Annotated in this window: 15 protein-coding genes; 11 read left to right on the top strand and 4 right to left on the bottom strand. The window is 56.6% G+C overall.

Annotated features, from left to right (window positions below):
* Positions 1 to 12 precede the first annotated feature (12 nt).
* Entirely contained in the window at positions 13 to 2,445 is a 2,433-nt protein-coding gene (locus tag IM282_RS13910) for a bifunctional aspartate kinase/homoserine dehydrogenase II (RefSeq protein ID WP_023298896.1), read from the bottom strand.
* 2 nt (positions 2,446 to 2,447) lie between these two features.
* Positions 2,448 to 3,608, bottom strand: a complete 1,161-nt coding sequence (metB, locus tag IM282_RS13915; RefSeq protein WP_017383102.1) for a cystathionine gamma-synthase — start codon at positions 3,606 to 3,608, stop codon at positions 2,448 to 2,450.
* Positions 3,609 to 3,883: 275 nt separating this feature from the next.
* On the opposite strand from metB, the gene metJ reads away from it, so the two are divergent.
* Positions 3,884 to 4,201, top strand: a complete 318-nt coding sequence (metJ, locus tag IM282_RS13920; RefSeq protein ID WP_006179183.1) for a met regulon transcriptional regulator MetJ — start codon at positions 3,884 to 3,886, stop codon at positions 4,199 to 4,201.
* A gap of 48 nt (positions 4,202 to 4,249) precedes the next feature.
* On the opposite strand, the gene rpmE is transcribed toward metJ, so the two are convergent.
* On the bottom strand, positions 4,250 to 4,462 hold the full coding sequence (gene rpmE / locus IM282_RS13925; protein WP_003862040.1) for a 50S ribosomal protein L31: 213 nt from the start codon (positions 4,460 to 4,462) through the stop codon (positions 4,250 to 4,252).
* 200 nt (positions 4,463 to 4,662) lie between these two features.
* Here rpmE and priA point away from each other — a divergent pair, with 200 nt between their 5' ends.
* The 7 genes from priA (at position 4,663) to rraA (ending at position 12,600) form a co-directional block, all read left to right on the top strand.
* On the top strand, positions 4,663 to 6,858 hold the full coding sequence (priA, locus tag IM282_RS13930) for a primosomal protein N' (protein WP_154850629.1): 2,196 nt from the start codon (positions 4,663 to 4,665) through the stop codon (positions 6,856 to 6,858).
* Between the two features lie 119 nt (positions 6,859 to 6,977).
* Positions 6,978 to 8,003 (top strand): DNA-binding transcriptional regulator CytR, encoded by a 1,026-nt coding sequence (gene cytR, locus IM282_RS13935; protein ID WP_022649794.1) that lies wholly within the window; start codon positions 6,978 to 6,980, stop codon positions 8,001 to 8,003.
* Positions 8,004 to 8,095: 92 nt separating this feature from the next.
* The gene (gene ftsN, locus IM282_RS13940; protein WP_017383099.1) at positions 8,096 to 9,064 is read left to right on the top strand and encodes a cell division protein FtsN; all 969 of its coding nucleotides are present in this window, start codon (positions 8,096 to 8,098) and stop codon (positions 9,062 to 9,064) included.
* A gap of 94 nt (positions 9,065 to 9,158) precedes the next feature.
* A complete protein-coding gene (gene hslV / locus IM282_RS13945; RefSeq protein WP_022649795.1) occupies positions 9,159 to 9,689 on the top strand; it encodes an ATP-dependent protease subunit HslV in 531 nt (176 codons plus the stop codon).
* Positions 9,690 to 9,698: 9 nt separating this feature from the next.
* Entirely contained in the window at positions 9,699 to 11,033 is a 1,335-nt protein-coding gene (gene hslU / locus IM282_RS13950; protein WP_022649796.1) for an HslU--HslV peptidase ATPase subunit, read from the top strand.
* A gap of 62 nt (positions 11,034 to 11,095) precedes the next feature.
* Complete coding sequence (menA, locus tag IM282_RS13955) at positions 11,096 to 12,022, top strand: 1,4-dihydroxy-2-naphthoate polyprenyltransferase (RefSeq protein WP_088581795.1); 927 nt, start codon at positions 11,096 to 11,098, stop codon at positions 12,020 to 12,022.
* A gap of 92 nt (positions 12,023 to 12,114) precedes the next feature.
* Positions 12,115 to 12,600: a ribonuclease E activity regulator RraA gene (gene rraA, locus IM282_RS13960; protein WP_022649798.1), complete on the top strand. Its 486-nt coding sequence runs from the start codon at positions 12,115 to 12,117 to the stop codon at positions 12,598 to 12,600.
* 583 nt (positions 12,601 to 13,183) lie between these two features.
* On the opposite strand, the gene zapB is transcribed toward rraA, so the two are convergent.
* Complete coding sequence (gene zapB, locus IM282_RS13965) at positions 13,184 to 13,423, bottom strand: septal ring assembly protein ZapB (RefSeq protein WP_022649799.1); 240 nt, start codon at positions 13,421 to 13,423, stop codon at positions 13,184 to 13,186.
* A gap of 400 nt (positions 13,424 to 13,823) precedes the next feature.
* Here zapB and IM282_RS13970 point away from each other — a divergent pair, with 400 nt between their 5' ends.
* The 3 genes from IM282_RS13970 to glpX all read left to right on the top strand — a co-directional run bounded on the left by IM282_RS13970 (position 13,824) and on the right by glpX (position 17,368).
* Positions 13,824 to 14,669, top strand: a complete 846-nt coding sequence (locus tag IM282_RS13970) for an MIP/aquaporin family protein (protein ID WP_058646049.1) — start codon at positions 13,824 to 13,826, stop codon at positions 14,667 to 14,669.
* Between the two features lie 21 nt (positions 14,670 to 14,690).
* Complete coding sequence (glpK, locus tag IM282_RS13975) at positions 14,691 to 16,199, top strand: glycerol kinase GlpK (RefSeq protein WP_022649801.1); 1,509 nt, start codon at positions 14,691 to 14,693, stop codon at positions 16,197 to 16,199.
* A gap of 158 nt (positions 16,200 to 16,357) precedes the next feature.
* A complete protein-coding gene (gene glpX, locus IM282_RS13980) occupies positions 16,358 to 17,368 on the top strand; it encodes a class II fructose-bisphosphatase (protein ID WP_023307187.1) in 1,011 nt (336 codons plus the stop codon).
* Positions 17,369 to 17,403: the final 35 nt, after the last annotated feature.

A 17,403-nucleotide genomic window follows, 5' to 3' on the forward strand; every position in this document is an offset into this window, starting at 1 on the left:
TAGGGTGAGGGGTTACAGTAGCTTAGCCAGGCGATTAATGTCGGACTGAATGGCTCCGGCGGTCACATCGCGCCCCGCACCCGGGCCACGGATCACCAGCGGGTTATCGCGGTACCAGCGGCTTTCGATGGCGAAGACGTTATCGCACGGCAGCAGCGCCGCCAGCGGATGTTCAGGACGTACCGCCTCCACGCCCACGCGCGCTTTACCGTTCGCCTCGAAGCGCGCCACGTAACGCAGCACCAGGCCCATCTCGTTTGCCGCTTCCAGACGTTGCACCATCTGCTCGTTCAGCTCGTCGCCGTTCTCAAAGAAGTGATCGACAGATCCTTCCTCGCAGCCCGCAGGCACCAGAGACTCAACGCGAACCTGGCCAGGCTCAATGTCGTAGCCCGCTTCACGCGCCAGGATCACCAGCTTGCGCATCACGTCTTTACCGGCAAGGTCGACGCGCGGATCCGGCTCGGTTAAGCCCTGCTGCCACGCCTGATCCACCAGGTCGGTGAACGGCACGGTACCGTCAAATTGCAGGAACAGCCAGGAGAGCGTGCCGGAGAAGATCCCGCTCAGCGCCAGAATGCTGTCGCCGCTATCAATCAGATCGCGCACGGTATGGTTAACCGGCAGACCTGCGCCAACGGTGGCGTTATACAGCCAGTGACGACCCGTTTTTTCGAACGCGTCGTGGATCTGGCGATATTTATCAGTGCTGCTCGCGCCTGCCAGCTTGTTGGCGCTGATGACGTGGAACCCGTGGCTGGCAAAATCCAGATACTGATCGGCCAGTTGCTCGCTGGCGGTAACGTCCAGCACCACCAGATCGTCGTACGGGTGAGCGCGCATCCACAGGAACAGCGACTCTTCGTCCTGCTCAACCGCTTCATCGTTAAAGAAGGCCAGCGCCCGACTGGCGTCCAGCCCTTCGTAGTTCAACAGGCTGCGGCGGCTGTCCACCACGCCTGCCAGAATAAACTCAAATCCGGTACGCGCCGAAAGCGTGACCTGCTCGCGGGCGAACAGCTCCAGCCAGCGGGAACCGATGTTCCCTTTCCCGAACAGTACCAGGCCGATGCGTTTTTCCGCACGGAACAGGGAGGTGTGCAGGCCCTGAATCAGGCTTTCGGTTGGCCCCTTGCGCAGAACGGCAACCAGGCTGATGCCCTCTTCCGACTGCCAAGTGAACTCCACCGGCTGCCCTTTCAGCTGCTGCCAGAAGCGGTGGCAGTGCAGCGGGTTACGGGTGACGCCCGCGCCCACCATTGCCACCAGCGCCAGTCCCTGACGCAGGCGAAGCTCGCCCGGCAGTCCCGCTTCATCCAGAATCTTCAGGGCGCTGTCCACCACTTCAGCGGTATAGCAGAACTGCAACAGCTGGCGATCGTTATGCACGCCAACGGCCAGCGGACGCACCTGGGCACGTTTCAGGATGGTGTCGATATCTTTGTGCGCCAGTTTGAAATCCTGGCCCGCAGGTACCTGGAACTCAATCAGGCAGATGTCATCGTGGCTGGTGACAATGCGCGCGCCCGTACCGGATGCCAGCACGCGCTCGATGCGAGTGGAACCCTGATCCGGCGTGTAGCTACAGCGTAGTTGCAGGTCGATGTCGCTGCCGGAAACCGGCTGTAGCGTGCGCGCGTGCAGCACTGGTGCCGCCAGACGCGCCAGCTCGCTCGCTTCGTCGAGACGCAGCAGCGGCAGCAGGCAGGCATCTTTTACTTTGCGCGGGTCCGCGCTGTAGACACCGGCCACGTCGCTCCAGATGGTGACGCGGGACACGCCCGCCAGGGCGCCAATCTGCGTTGCCGAGTAGTCAGAGCCGTTACGGCCCAGCAGTACGGTTTCACCTGCGTTGCTGCGACTGATAAAGCCGGTCACTACAATACGTTTACCCGGATGTTGCACCAGCAGCTGTTGCAGCAGCGGGTAGGACAACCCTTCGTCTACCTGCGGCTGTGCGGCGCGTTCGGCACGCAGGAAATCACGCGCGTCGAGCCAGGCGGCTTCCACGCCAAGATGTTGCAGCACGGCGGCCATCAGGCGCGCAGACCACACTTCACCATGGCCAACCACTTCCGCATACACCGCATCGGTAATGCCGCTGTCCAGCAGAGCTGCCAGACGCTCAAGGTCGTGAGTAAAGGCGCTTATCAGCCCGTCCGCCACGTCCGCAGGCAGCAAACCGGCAATCAGTTCACTCTGGTAACGACGTAAGGACTGTTGCACCTGATGCGCAGAGAGGCGATCGGTCTGGCTCAGTTTCAGCCAGCTAATCAGCTGGTTGGTGGTGCTGCCCGCCGCAGAGACAACCATCATGTCCCCCGGCTGTGAATACTCGGTCATGATCCCTGCGACACGCAGATAACATTTCACATCAGCAAGACTACTACCACCAAACTTGTGCAGCTGACGACCCTTCGCCCCTGCCTGCGCTATCACACTCATGATTACCCCTTGGCTGCGACCCGGAAGCCATTTTCCAGATCGGCAATTAAATCTTCAGAATCTTCAATACCGGTCGAGATACGCAGCAGCGTCTCGGAAATCCCGGCGGCGGCACGTGCTTCGGGTGCCATACCTGCGTGCGTCATGGTTGCGGCGTGGGAGATCAAGCTTTCTACTCCCCCTAAGGATTCCGCCAGCGTAAACAATGACAACCCGCTCAGGAAGCGACGCAGCGTTTGCTCGTCACCGTCCAGTTCAAAACTTAACATCGCGCCAAATCCTTTCTGTTGGCGCGCGGCAATCTCGTGCCCCTGGTTTTCCGGCAGCGACGGGTGATAAAGCTTCTTCACCAGCGGCTGGGTTTTCAGGAAATCCACGATCGCCTGGGCATTACGCTGCGCCACGTCCATACGCGGTGACAGCGTGCGGATGCCGCGCAGCAGCAAATAGCTGTCGAACGCGCCCGCGGTGACGCCAATGTTATTGGCCCACCATGCCAGTTCAGTGACAACATCAGGATCTTTGGCAATCACCACACCCGCTACCACGTCAGAATGGCCGTTCAGATATTTCGTGCATGAATGCAACACCAGATCGGCACCCAGTGCCAGTGGGTTCTGAAGGGCCGGACTGAGGAACGTATTATCCACTACACTTATCGCTCCCGCATCCCTTGCGAGCTGACAAATTTTCGCAATATCGACTACGCGCAACAATGGATTGCTTGGACTTTCCACCAGAACCAGCTTCGGCTGTTCGGCTAACGCCTGTTTCAGCGCCTGTTCGTCGTTTTGATCGACAAACAACACGCGGTAGCAGCCACGTTTCGCCAGGCTATCAAACAGACGATAGCTGCCGCCGTAGCAGTCGTGCGGCGCCACCAGCAGATCGCCAGGTTTCAGGAACACCGTGGTTACCAGGTGAATGGCAGACATGCCGGTATTGGTTAATACCGCCCCTGCGCCGCCTTCCAGTTCCGCCAGCGCGCGCTGGGTAACGTCACGCGTAGGATTGCCGCGACGCGAGTAGTCATGCGCGCGAGGTTCATTAAATCCGGTGAAATTATAGGTGCTGGAGAGATGAATTGGCGGGACAACGCAGCCGTACTGCTCGTCATCATTCAATCCGCTACGCACTGCGATGGTGGCCTGTTTACGCGTCATGGTGAGGCTTCCTGGCGAATGAGGTGAAAAGTCAGGCACCAGAGTAAACATTGAAAGTATGGACGTCAATACATCTGGACATCTAAACTTCTTTGCGTATAGATTGAGCAATGCGCAAATAGCCGTTAAAATTATATGCTTTAGGACACGCTACAGCGGCAATATCCGTGCCTCGGTATCGTCTCTACGGTAAACTACGCAAGATTACGGTTCAAAACTGATGGTTACCGGTTTTGCACCTTTAGATTAATGACTGAGAGGATTAAAGGTATCTCATGGCTGAATGGAGCGGCGAATATATCAGCCCATACGCTGAGCACGGTAAGAAGAGTGAGCAAGTCAAGAAAATCACGGTGTCCATTCCTCTGAAGGTGTTGAAGATCCTCACCGATGAACGTACGCGTCGTCAGGTGAACAACCTGCGTCACGCCACTAACAGCGAACTGCTGTGCGAAGCGTTCCTGCATGCGTTTACCGGCCAACCGTTGCCGAACGATGACGATCTGCGCAAAGAGCGCAGTGACGAAATTCCAGAAGAGGCGAAGGTGATCATGCGTGAACTGGGTATCGACCCGGATACGTGGGAATACTGATAAGCGGATACAAAAAAGGCACCTTGCGGTGCCTTTTTTTCGGGAAACTTATTTAGCGCCCGGGATGCTGAAACGCTTGTTGAAGCGGTCAACACGGCCACCGGTTGCAACATCACGCTGCTTACCAGTGTAGAACGGGTGGCATTTGCCGCACACGTCCAGGTTCAGATCGTGACCCACGGTAGAGCGGATCTGGATAGAGTTACCGCAAGAGCAGTTTGCAGTAATCATTTCGTATTTCGGGTGAATATCTTTTTTCATGGGAGAACCTCAGTTAAGGCCGCGTCGCTCTTCCAGCCCTAACGCCAGACACCACGCGATGTTGAATGTAAGTTCTTTGGCGTAAAGTACACCAAAGGCGGCGAATCATACAGAATTTAACCAACGTATGCAAACTGATCCGCACGCCGCTTTCACTAATGTGTATACTAACGCGCCACTTTTCAAGTCAGGAAGATTCGATGCCCGTCGCTCACGTTGCCCTGCCCGTTCCGCTTCCCCGCACCTTTGACTACCTGCTGCCCGACAGCATGAGCGCCAAAGCGGGCTGTCGCGTGACCGTGCCGTTCGGTAAACAGCAGCGCGTGGGGATCATCGTCTCCGTCAGCGATAAAAGCGAGCTGCCGCTTACCGAGCTGAAATCGATCGTTGAAGTGCTGGATGATGAACCTGTTTACTCTCACAGCACCTGGCGACTGCTGCTGTGGGCGGCAGATTATTATCACCATCCTATTGGCGACGTATTGTTCCACGCCCTGCCGATTATGCTGCGTCAGGGTAAGCGCGCCAGCCATGCGCCAATGTGGTACTGGTTTGCCACCGAGCAGGGTCAGGCGGTCGACATTAACAGCCTGAAGCGCTCGCAAAAACAACAGCAGGCGTTGGCCGCGCTACGCCAGGGGAAAATCTGGCGCCATCAGGTCGACGAGCTCGAGGTGAGCGAAACCGCGTTGCAGGCATTAAGGAAGAAAGGGCTGAGCGAGCTGGCCAGCGAAGCACCTGCCCTTCACGACTGGCGCGACGGCTTTTCCGTCTCGGGCGATCGCCTGCGTCTGAATACCGAGCAGGCCACCGCCGTGGGCGCGATTCACAGCGCCGCCGATCGTTTCTCCGCCTGGCTGCTGGCGGGCGTCACCGGCTCCGGTAAAACCGAAGTGTATCTGAGCGTACTGGAAAATGTGCTCGCGCAGGGCAAACAGGCGCTGGTAATGGTGCCGGAAATCGGCCTGACGCCGCAAACCATCGCCCGTTTCCGTGAACGCTTTAATGCGCCCGTTGAGGTTCTGCACTCCGGCCTGAACGACAGCGAGCGCCTCAGCGCCTGGCTGAAAGCGAAAAACGGCGAAGCGGCGATTGTGATTGGCACCCGTTCCTCACTCTTTACGCCGTTTAAAAATCTCGGCGTTATCGTGATCGATGAAGAGCATGACAGCTCCTATAAACAGCAGGAAGGCTGGCGCTATCACGCCCGCGACTTAGCCGTGTACCGCGCCCACAGCGAGCAAATCCCCATTATTCTGGGGTCCGCCACCCCCGCGCTTGAAACGCTGCACAACGTTCGCCAGCGTAAATACCACATGCTGCGCCTGACGCGCCGCGCGGGAAATGCCCGTCCGGCTATTCAGCATGTGCTGGATCTGAAAGGCCAGCAGGTGCAGGCCGGGTTAGCGCCTGCGCTGATTAACCGCATGCGCCAACATTTGCAGGCGGGCAACCAGGTGATCCTGTTCCTGAACCGCCGCGGCTTCGCGCCTGCGTTGCTGTGCCACGACTGCGGCTGGATTGCCGAGTGCCCGCGCTGCGATCACTACTACACCTTCCACCAGGCTCAGCGCCATTTACGCTGCCACCACTGCGACAGCCAGCGTCCGGTACCCCGTCAGTGCCCGTCCTGCGGCTCAACGCACATCGTGCCGGTGGGTCTGGGGACGGAGCAGCTCGAACAGGCGCTGGCACCGTTCTTCCCTGATGTGCCCATTTCGCGTATCGACAGGGACACCACCAGCCGCAAAGGGGCACTGGAGCAGCAGCTGGCGGAAGTGCATCGCGGCGGCGCGCGCATCCTGATTGGTACTCAAATGCTGGCGAAAGGGCATCACTTCCCGGACGTGACGCTGGTCGCCCTGCTGGACGTCGACGGCGCGCTGTTCTCCGCGGATTTTCGCTCCGCCGAGCGTTTCGCACAGCTTTATACCCAGGTTGCTGGTCGCGCCGGTCGAGCGGGTAAGCAGGGCGAAGTAGTGCTGCAAACGCACCATCCTGAGCACCCGCTGCTGCAAACGCTGCTGCACAAAGGCTATGACGCCTTCGCGGACCAGGCGCTGGCCGAACGGCAGACGATGCAGCTTCCTCCGTGGACCAGCCACGTCATCATCCGTGCGGAAGATCATAACAACCAGCAGGCGCCGCTATTCCTGCAACAGCTGAGAAATCTCCTGCAGGCCAGCCCACTGGTGGATAATCAGCTGTGGATTTTAGGCCCGGTACCCGCGCTCGCCCCGAAACGCGGCGGCCGTTTCCGCTGGCAACTCTTACTTCAGCACCCTTCGCGTATCCGTTTACAGCAGATCGTCAGCGGCACGCTGGCGCTGATTAATACCCTGCCGGAAGCGCGAAAAGTGAAGTGGGTTCTGGACGTCGATCCGATTGAAGGCTGAAGACGGATCGAAAAATTTAATGCGCCTCACACTTTTTATGAAAATTCTGTAACCGATTCCATTAACTATCTGTAAAAATGGTGCGGTCCGCAGTTCGGTGTTCAGGCGAGGAGAAGACGTTGAAGTCCAGGAAAGAGGTTGCCTCGGCGACCATGAAAGACGTTGCCGAGAAAGCACAAGTCTCAACAGCAACCGTGTCCCGCGCATTGATGAACCCTGACAAAGTCTCCCAGGCGACCCGAAACCGGGTTGAAAAGGCGGCGCTTGAGGTCGGTTATTTCCCGCAAGCCATGGGGCGCAACGTTAAACGCAACGAATCCCGCACCATCCTGGTGATCGTGCCGGACATCTGCGATCCCTTCTTCAGCGAAATCATCCGCGGCATTGAGGTCACGGCCGCCGCCCAGGGCTATCTGGTGCTGATTGGTGATTGTGCCCACCAGAACCAGCAGGAAAAAACGTTCATCGACCTGATCATCACCAAGCAGATTGATGGCATGCTGCTGCTTGGCTCACGCCTGCCGTTTGATGCCAGCATTGAAGAACAGCGCAATTTACCGCCAATGGTCATGGCGAACGAATTCGCGCCGGAGCTGGAGCTGCCGACCGTTCATATCGATAACCTCACCGCCGCGTTCAACGCCGTGAACTATCTTCAGGAGCTGGGGCATAAGCGTATCGGTTGTATTGCCGGACCAGAAGAGATGCCGCTGTGTCATTACCGGTTGCAGGGCTACGTTCAGGCGCTTCGCCGTACCGGGGCTGTTGTCGATCCGCACTACATTGCGCGCGGTGATTTCACCTTTGAAGCGGGCGGGCAGGCGCTGGAAAAATTGCTTGCCTTGCCAGAACCGCCTACCGCGGTCTTCTGCCACAGCGACGTGATGGCGCTGGGGGCGTTATCCTACGCCAAACGTCACGGCCTGCGCGTGCCAAAGGACCTGTCGATAATCGGTTTTGATAATATTTCGCTTTCGGAGTTTTGCGATCCGCCGCTTTCGACTGTTTCGCAGCCGCGGTATGACATTGGCCGGGAAGCGATGCTGCTTTTGCTGGATCAGCTGCACGGTCAAACAGTTAGCAGTGGGTCACGACTACTGGATTGTGAGCTGATTGTGCGCGGCTCTACCCAGGCATTAACTTAAAGTAAATACCTTTCGACACCCTTATCTGGTCAAAGCCCCGTCGCTTAAGTAACATGGCGGGCTGACGAACGAATAAATACAGCGAAACGATAGTGGCACAACGAGATTATGTACGTCGCGGCCAGCCGGCACCTTCGCGACGCAAAAAGAGTAGTTCAAAAAGCAAGCAACGTAGCCTGTCTGCTGTCTCCCCAGCCATGGTCGCCATTGCTGCGGCTGTGCTGGTGGCCTTTATTGGCGGCCTCTACTTCATTACGCATCATAAAAAAGAAGAGTCTGAAGCCCTTCAGGGTAACAAGGTCGTCGGCAACGGCCTTCCTCCGAAGCCTGAAGAGCGCTGGCGCTACATTAAAGAGCTGGAAAGCCGCCAGCCTGGCGTACGTGCGCCTACCGAGCCTTCTGCCGGGGGTGAAGTGAAGAATGCCGATCAGCTGACGGACGAACAGCGCCAGTTGCTCGCTCAGATGCAGGCGGACATGCGCCAGCAGCCTACGCAGTTGAACGAAGTACCGTGGAACGAACAAACCCCGGCGCAGCGTCAGCAAACGTTGCAGCGCCAGCGTCAGGCACAGCAGCAAACGCAACAGCAGCAGTGGACGCAGACGCAGCCGGTACAGCAGCCGCGTACACAACCGCAGCAGCAGACGCGTACTGTACAAACGCAGCCTGTTCAGCAGCAGCCGAAAGCCCAGCCGCAGAAGCAAACAGCACAGCCGTATCAGGATCTGTTGCAGACGCCTGCACATACCACTGCGCAACAGCCAAAAACGCAGCAGGCTGCGCCGGTCACTAAAGAGACCGAGGCACCAAAGCAGACGGCTGAGAAAAAAGATGAACGCCGCTGGATGGTTCAGTGCGGTTCGTTTAAAGGCGCCGAACAGGCAGAAACGGTGCGAGCTCAGCTGGCATTTGAAGGATTTGACTCACGCATTACCACCAATAACGGCTGGAATCGCGTGGTGATTGGACCGGTCAAAGGCAAAGAAAACGCAGACGGCACCATTTCCCGTTTGAAAGTGGCTGGCCACACAAACTGCATTCGACTCGCCTCCGGGGGTTGAAACCCCCAAAATCCCCCCCATCTATCATTTAATTCAGCCCTGAGCACAGGCTCAGGGCTTCTGTTTCCCGAATCTGTAACCAGGGGGTCTGCTCGTGACAACAATAGTAAGTGTACGCCGTAACGGCCAGGTGGTAATTGCCGGTGATGGCCAGGCCACGCTGGGTAATACCGTCATGAAAGGCAACGTGAAGAAAGTACGTCGTCTTTATAACGACAAAGTGATCGCCGGTTTCGCAGGCGGCACGGCTGATGCCTTCACGCTGTTTGAACTGTTTGAACGCAAACTGGAAATGCATCAGGGTCATCTGGTGAAAGCCGCCGTTGAGCTGGCAAAAGACTGGCGTACCGACCGCATGCTGCGCAAGCTCGAAGCACTGCTGGCCGTGGCTGACGAAAACGCCTCGCTGATCATCACCGGTAACGGCGACGTGGTTCAGCCTGAAAACGACCTGATTGCCATCGGCTCTGGCGGCCCGTACGCCCAGGCCGCAGCCCGTGCGCTGTTGGAAAATACCGACATGAACGCACGCGATATCGCGGTGAAAGCGTTGGATATTGCAGGTGATATCTGCATCTATACCAACCACAATCACACCATCGAAGAATTGACCTCCAAAGCGTAAGGATCGCCCATGTCTGAAATGACCCCACGCGAAATTGTCAGCGAACTGAACAAACACATTATCGGCCAGGACAACGCCAAGCGCTCCGTGGCTATCGCACTACGTAACCGCTGGCGTCGCATGCAGCTCGACGAAGAGCTTCGCCACGAAGTGACACCAAAAAATATTCTGATGATCGGCCCGACCGGGGTGGGTAAAACCGAAATCGCCCGTCGTCTGGCCAAACTGGCTAACGCGCCGTTCATCAAAGTTGAAGCCACCAAGTTCACCGAAGTGGGCTATGTGGGTAAAGAAGTGGACTCCATCATCCGCGACCTGACCGATTCAGCGATTAAGATGGTGCGTGTCCAGGCGATTGAGAAAAACCGCTATCGCGCCGAAGAGATGGCCGAAGAGCGTATTCTCGACGTGCTGATCCCACCGGCAAAAAATAACTGGGGACAGGCTGAACAGCAGCCTGAACCTTCTGCTGCGCGTCAGGCATTCCGCAAAAAACTGCGTGAAGGCGAGCTGGACGACAAAGAGATTGAGATCGATCTCGCTGCCGCGCCAATGGGCGTTGAAATCATGGCCCCTCCGGGCATGGAAGAGATGACCAGCCAGTTGCAGTCCATGTTCCAGAACCTGGGCGGGCAGAAACAGAAAGCGCGTAAGCTGAAAATCAAAGACGCGATGAAGCTGCTGATTGAAGAAGAAGCCGCGAAGCTGGTTAACCCGGAAGAGCTGAAACAGGACGCTATCGACGCGGTTGAGCAGCACGGTATCGTGTTTATCGACGAAATCGACAAAATCTGTAAGCGCGGCGGCAACAGCTCCGGCCCGGATGTTTCCCGCGAAGGCGTTCAGCGCGACCTGCTGCCGCTGGTGGAAGGTTGCACCGTCTCTACCAAGCACGGCATGGTGAAAACTGACCACATTCTGTTTATCGCGTCAGGTGCGTTTCAGGTTGCCAGCCCATCCGATCTCATTCCGGAACTGCAGGGTCGTCTGCCAATCCGCGTTGAGCTGCAGGCGCTGACCACTGAAGATTTCGAACGTATCCTGACTGAGCCAAACGCTTCTGTGACCGTACAGTACAAAGCGTTGATGGCGACCGAAGGCGTGAATATCGAGTTCACCGACGATGGGATCAAACGCATCGCTCAGGCCGCATGGCAGGTCAACGAAACCACCGAAAACATTGGTGCGCGTCGTCTGCACACCGTGCTGGAACGCCTGGTGGAAGATATCTCTTACGATGCGAGCGACCTTAACGGTCAAACCATTACCATTGACGCAGAGTATGTGGGCAAACACCTGGATGCGTTAGTGGCAGATGAAGATCTGAGCCGTTTTATTCTATAATCGCGTTCAATGCATTTTCATCACTGTTGATGGGGGCTATGGCCCCCATTTTTATTGGCTAAATAACTATGACTGATATCAGCCGTACGCAGGCGTGGCTCGAAAGTCTGCGTCCAAAAACGCTTCCTCTGGCTTTTGCCGCCATTATCGTCGGTACCGCACTTGCCTGGTGGCAGGGGCATTTCGATCCCCTGGTGGCTGGTCTGGCGCTTGTCACCGCCGGGCTACTGCAAATCCTCTCTAATCTCGCCAATGATTACGGCGATGCGGTAAAAGGCAGCGATAAACCTGATCGTATCGGGCCGCTGCGCGGGATGCAAAAAGGGGTGATTACCCAGGCACAGATGAAGCGGGCGCTGATTATCACCGTGGTGTTGATTTGCCTGTCCGGCCTGGCGCTGGTGACGGTCGCCTCGAAAACCACCAGCGATTTCATTGGCTTCCTGGTGCTGGGCTTGCTCGCCATTATTGCAGCAATTACCTATACCGTCGGGACGCGTCCTTACGGGTATATTGGTCTGGGCGACATCTCCGTACTGGTGTTCTTCGGCTGGCTGAGCGTCATGGGAAGCTGGTACTTGCAGGCGCATACGGTGATCCCCGCCCTGTTCCTGCCCGCGACCGCCTGCGGTCTGCTGGCGACGGCGGTGCTGAATATCAATAACCTGCGCGACATCGACAGCGACCGTGAGAACGGTAAGAACACGCTGGCCGTGCGTCTGGGCCCGGTGAATGCCCGCCGCTATCACGCCTGCCTGCTCATCGGCGCGCTGGTCTGCCTGGCACTGTTCAATCTGATCTCTCTGCACAGCCTGTGGGGCTGGCTGTTTGTGCTCGCCGCACCGCTGCTGGTTAAGCAGGCCCGCTATGTCATGCGTGAACTCAGCCCGGCTGCCATGCCGCCGATGCTGGAGCGCACGGTAAAAGGCGCGTTGCTGACTAACCTGCTGTTCGTCATCGGGATTGTCTTAAGCCAGACGCTGAGTTAGCTGACAAATATCAATTAACAATTGATGATTTTGCCAACAAGGCATTTCGCACGATATACTGAACACATTCGCAGCAACAGAGCGTTAAACCTATGAAATACGATACCTCCGAGCTTTGTGACATCTACCAGGAAGATGTCAACGTCGTTGAACCCCTGTTCTCCAACTTTGGTGGACGGTCGTCGTTTGGCGGACAAATCATCACGGTGAAATGTTTCGAGGACAACGGGTTGCTGTACGATCTGCTCGAAGAGAACGGCCGTGGCCGCGTTCTGGTGGTCGACGGCGGCGGTTCCGTGCGCCGTGCATTGATTGATGCTGAACTGGCGGGAATTGCCGTCCAGAACGAGTGGGAAGGCATTGTGGTGTACGGTTCCGTGCGTCAGGTGGACGATCTCGAAGACATGGATATCGGGATTCAGGCCATCGCGGCCATACCGGTAGGCGCAGCGGGCGACGGCATCGGCGAAAGCGACGTGCGCGTCAATTTCGGCGGCGTGACCTTCTTCTCGGGCGACCACCTTTATGCTGACAATACCGGCATTATCCTTTCTGAGGATGCGCTGGATATTGAGTAGTTAATCGGTAAGCGAGATGCATAAAAAAACCGCCAACAGCAATGTGGCGGTTTTTTTGTCCCTCGGGATTCGCGGTCCGTTGGGTGATATTGCAACCTTTAACCAGGATTTTTATCTTACCCTGATTCATTCCTCAGGTAACCCCTGTCGACCCTTTATGAATTCCTAATTATGTGTGGAAACCTTAACTCCGCAGCTGTTGCTCATTATGATGCTGTGTCCCTTTCCGCCATCTCGCAAATGGGCGCCGGTCCAGGGAAAGGTGTATTCACAACCGTAAAGCAACCTTTAACCGGGCTTGTGTCCACCGACTTATCACCGGTGGTGAACGGTGGAGCGGTAAGCAGCAGGGACCGCATAATGAAACGCTATTTATGTATCGCGTTCATTGTCGCCAGCGTACTCGTTGTAAAGAGCGATGAACCTGTTGGGTTTGTTGCTTTTGCTACGACAGCGCAGGACAAGTAGCGTTAAGGCCGCCTCGGGCGGCCTTTTTTATGGTTTGATATCGGTTAGCGAAAACCATAAAAAAGCCGGGTGGCGGCTTCGCCTTACCCGGCCTAATCAGTTAACCCCACCGGAATTAAACTTCTTCCATACGTCCCAGCAGTGCCTGCAGGCGATCCTGCCAGCCGTTCTGCTGTTCGCGCAGCTGGTTGTTTTCGCGCTCCAGTTCTTCACGGCTGTGCTGAGCATTCTGAACTTCCTGGGACAGGGAGTTGTTTTTCTCTTTCAGCTCTTCAATTTCCATCTGCAGCAGGGTGATGGTGTCGATCGCCTGCTGTACTTTCGATTCCAGTTTCTCAAACACTTCTAAAGACATGATGCTACCTCTCCTGAATTGCAAGGCGACGCTTTAACGTAAACGCGCACGACATATACCGTCGATTGTATGGAGCGCGGCGCTCTGTGTCCAGCGACACACCGCGCAGATCGCGGTTTGCAACACTTTTAGGTCTGGTCCTGGTGCGTTCGCGGCATATACCCCTAAATTGTTAACTCTTTAGTTAATGAAATGATTCAGCTCACATTATACCGTTGATGCAAAAACGCGCTTTATGGCGCGAAAACGCTCATTTTATTGACACAGACCACACATTTTGATTTCGATATTTCTCGTTTGTGCTCGTTAACGATAAATTAACACTATGTCTACAGGGCATCGTGGCTGTCACGGGCGGTCACGCAAACAATAAACATTACTCTTTTGCAGGATTCCGATTATGAGTCAGACATCAACCTTAAAAGGCCAGTGCATTGCCGAGTTCCTGGGTACCGGGTTGTTGATATTCTTCGGAGTAGGCTGTGTCGCTGCACTGAAAGTGGCAGGTGCCAGTTTTGGTCAGTGGGAAATCAGTATTATCTGGGGTTTGGGCGTGGCGATGGCCATCTACCTGACCGCAGGGGTTTCCGGCGCACATCTTAACCCGGCGGTGACCATCGCGTTGTGGCTATTCGCGTGCTTTGACGGACGCAAAGTTGTCCCTTTCATCATTTCACAATTTGCCGGCGCCTTTTGCGCAGCGGCGTTAGTTTACGGGCTTTATTACAATCTTTTCACCGACTTCGAACAGACGCATCATATGGTGCGTGGCAGTGTCGAAAGTCTGGATCTGGCAGGCATTTTCTCAACGTATCCGAATCCGCATATTAATTTTGTGCAGGCGTTCGCAGTTGAAATGGTGATTACCGCTATTCTGATGGGCGTCATTATGGCACTGGGCGACGACGGAAACGGCATTCCGCGCGGCCCGCTGGCACCACTTTTGATTGGCCTTCTGATTGCGGTAATTGGCGCATCCATGGGTCCGCTGACCGGCTTTGCGATGAATCCGGCGCGTGACCTGGGTCCAAAAACCTTCGCCTTCTTTGCAGGATGGGGCGATGTCGCCTTTACCGGCGGCAAAGACATTCCTTACTTCCTGGTTCCGCTGTTCGGGCCAATCGTAGGGGCGGCGCTGGGCGCATTCGGCTATCGCAAATTAATTGGTCGCCACTTACCGTGCGACACCTGTGTGGAAGAGGAAAAAGAGACGACTTCCACCACACAACAAAAAGCTTCGCTGTAATCTGACTACGGGACACATACCATGACCGAAAAAAAATATATCGTTGCGCTCGACCAGGGCACTACCAGCTCCCGCGCTGTCGTAATGGATCATGACGCGAACATTGTCAGCGTGTCTCAACGCGAATTTGAGCAAATCTATCCGCGTCCAGGCTGGGTTGAACACGACCCGATGGAGATCTGGGCGTCACAAAGCTCCACGCTGGTGGAAGTGCTGGCGAAAGCCGACATCAGTTCTGACGAGATTGCCGCTATCGGTATCACCAACCAGCGTGAAACCACCGTTGTCTGGGAGCGCGAAACCGGTAAGCCCATCTACAACGCCATTGTCTGGCAGTGCCGCCGCACCTCAGAGATCTGCGAAAAACTGAAGCGCGACGGAATGGAAGAGTACGTGCGCAGTACAACCGGTCTGGTCATTGACCCCTATTTCTCCGGCACCAAAGTGAAGTGGATCCTCGATCACGTGGAAGGTTCACGCGAACGTGCACGACGCGGCGAGCTGCTGTTTGGCACCGTCGATACATGGCTTATCTGGAAGATGACTCAGGGACGCGTTCACGTCACCGACTACACCAACGCCTCGCGCACCATGCTGTTCAACATCAACACTCTGGAGTGGGATGACAAGATGCTGGACGCGCTGGACATTCCGCGTGCGATGCTGCCAGACGTGCGCAAATCTTCAGAAGTTTACGGCCAGACCAACATCGGCGGTAAAGGCGGCACCCGTATTCCTATCGCCGGTATTGCCGGTGACCAGCAGGCGGCGCTGTTCGGCCAGCTGTGCGTCAAGGAAGGGATGGCGAAGAACACTTACGGCACCGGCTGCTTTATGCTCATGAACACCGGCGAGAAAGCGGTGAAATCAGAAAACGGTCTGCTGACCACCATCGCATGCGGCCCACGCGGTGAAGTGAACTATGCCCTGGAAGGGGCGGTATTCATGGCGGGCGCCTCCATTCAGTGGCTGCGCGACGAGATGAAGCTGATCAGCGATGCGTTTGACTCCGAATACTTCGCGACCAAAGTGAAAGACACCAATGGCGTATACGTGGTGCCAGCGTTTACCGGTCTGGGCGCACCGTACTGGGATCCGTACGCCCGCGGCGCGATTTTCGGCCTGACGCGCGGTGTGAACTCAAACCACATTATTCGTGCGACCCTGGAATCCATCGCCTACCAGACGCGCGACGTGCTGGAAGCGATGCAGGCGGACTCCGGCATTCGTCTGCACGCCCTGCGCGTGGACGGCGGTGCGGTAGCCAACAACTTCCTAATGCAGTTCCAGTCCGACATTCTGGGTACCCGCGTTGAACGTCCTGAGGTGCGAGAAGTGACGGCGCTGGGCGCGGCGTATCTGGCAGGTCTGGCGGTTGGCTTCTGGCAAAACCTCGACGAGCTTCAGGAAAAAGCGGTGATCGAACGCGAATTCCGTCCAGGCATCGAAACCACCGAGCGCAACTACCGCTACAGCGGCTGGAAGAAAGCGGTGAAACGTGCCCTGGCATGGGAAGAGCACGACGAGTAAGACAGACTCACCCCTCACCCTAACCCTCACCCCAAAGGGGCGAGGGGACTTAAAACACCCTCTCCCCTTTGGGGTGAGGGGCTCAGACCGCACCACCCCTCCCCCTCCCCACTCTGTGATAAACTTCGTGCAATTCCTTTTGATTGTACGAGTACCTCATGAAACGTGAACTTGCTATCGAGTTTTCCCGCGTCACCGAAGCTGCCGCCCTCGCAGGCTACAAGTGGCTGGGCCGTGGCGACAAAAATACCGCAGACGGCGCAGCCGTCCACGCCATGCGCATTGTGCTTAATCAGGTCAATATCGATGGCACTATCGTCATTGGCGAAGGCGAAATCGACGAAGCCCCGATGCTCTACATCGGTGAAAAAGTCGGGACAGGCAAAGGCGATGCGGTGGATATCGCGGTCGACCCGATCGAAGGCACGCGCATGACGGCGATGGGCCAGGCCAACGCGCTGGCGGTGCTGGCGGTGGGCGATAAGGGCTGCTTCCTCAACGCGCCAGATATGTACATGGAAAAGCTGATTGTCGGTCCTGGTGCTAAAGGCGCTATCGACCTTAGCCTGCCGCTGGATGCCAACCTGCGCAATATCGCAGCGGCGCTGGGTAAACCGCTCAACGAACTCACCGTGACCATCCTGGCGAAACCGCGCCACGACGCCACCATCGCTTATCTGCAAGCACTCGGCGTGCGCGTATTTGCCATTCCTGATGGCGACGTTGCCGCCTCTATTCTGACCTGCATGCCGGACAGCGAGGTCGACGTGCTTTACGGCATCGGCGGCGCGCCGGAAGGTGTGGTCTCTGCGGCAGTGATCCGCGCGCTGGACGGCGATATGCAGGCGCGTCTGCTGCCACGCCATGAGGTCAAAGGCGACAGCGACGAGAACCTTCGCATTGGTGAAGACGAACTGGCGCGCTGTGCGGCGATGGGCATCGAGGCCAATAAAGTGCTCGCGCTGAACGAGATGGCTCGCAGCGATAACGTGGTCTTCTCCGCAACCGGCATCACCAAAGGCGATCTGCTGGATGGCATCACCCGCAAGGGAAACATGGCCACCACTGAAACCCTGCTGATCCGCGGCAAATCCCGCACCATTCGCCGCATTCAGTCCATTCATTATCTCGACCGCAAAGACCCGGACGTACAGACGCACATTCTGTAAAACCGTTTGATCGATAGAGCTTTCCGGCCCGAATG

This window comes from Enterobacter cloacae complex sp. P29RS (assembly GCF_014893445.1).
Classification (GTDB): Bacteria; Pseudomonadota; Gammaproteobacteria; order Enterobacterales; family Enterobacteriaceae; genus Enterobacter; species Enterobacter intestinihominis.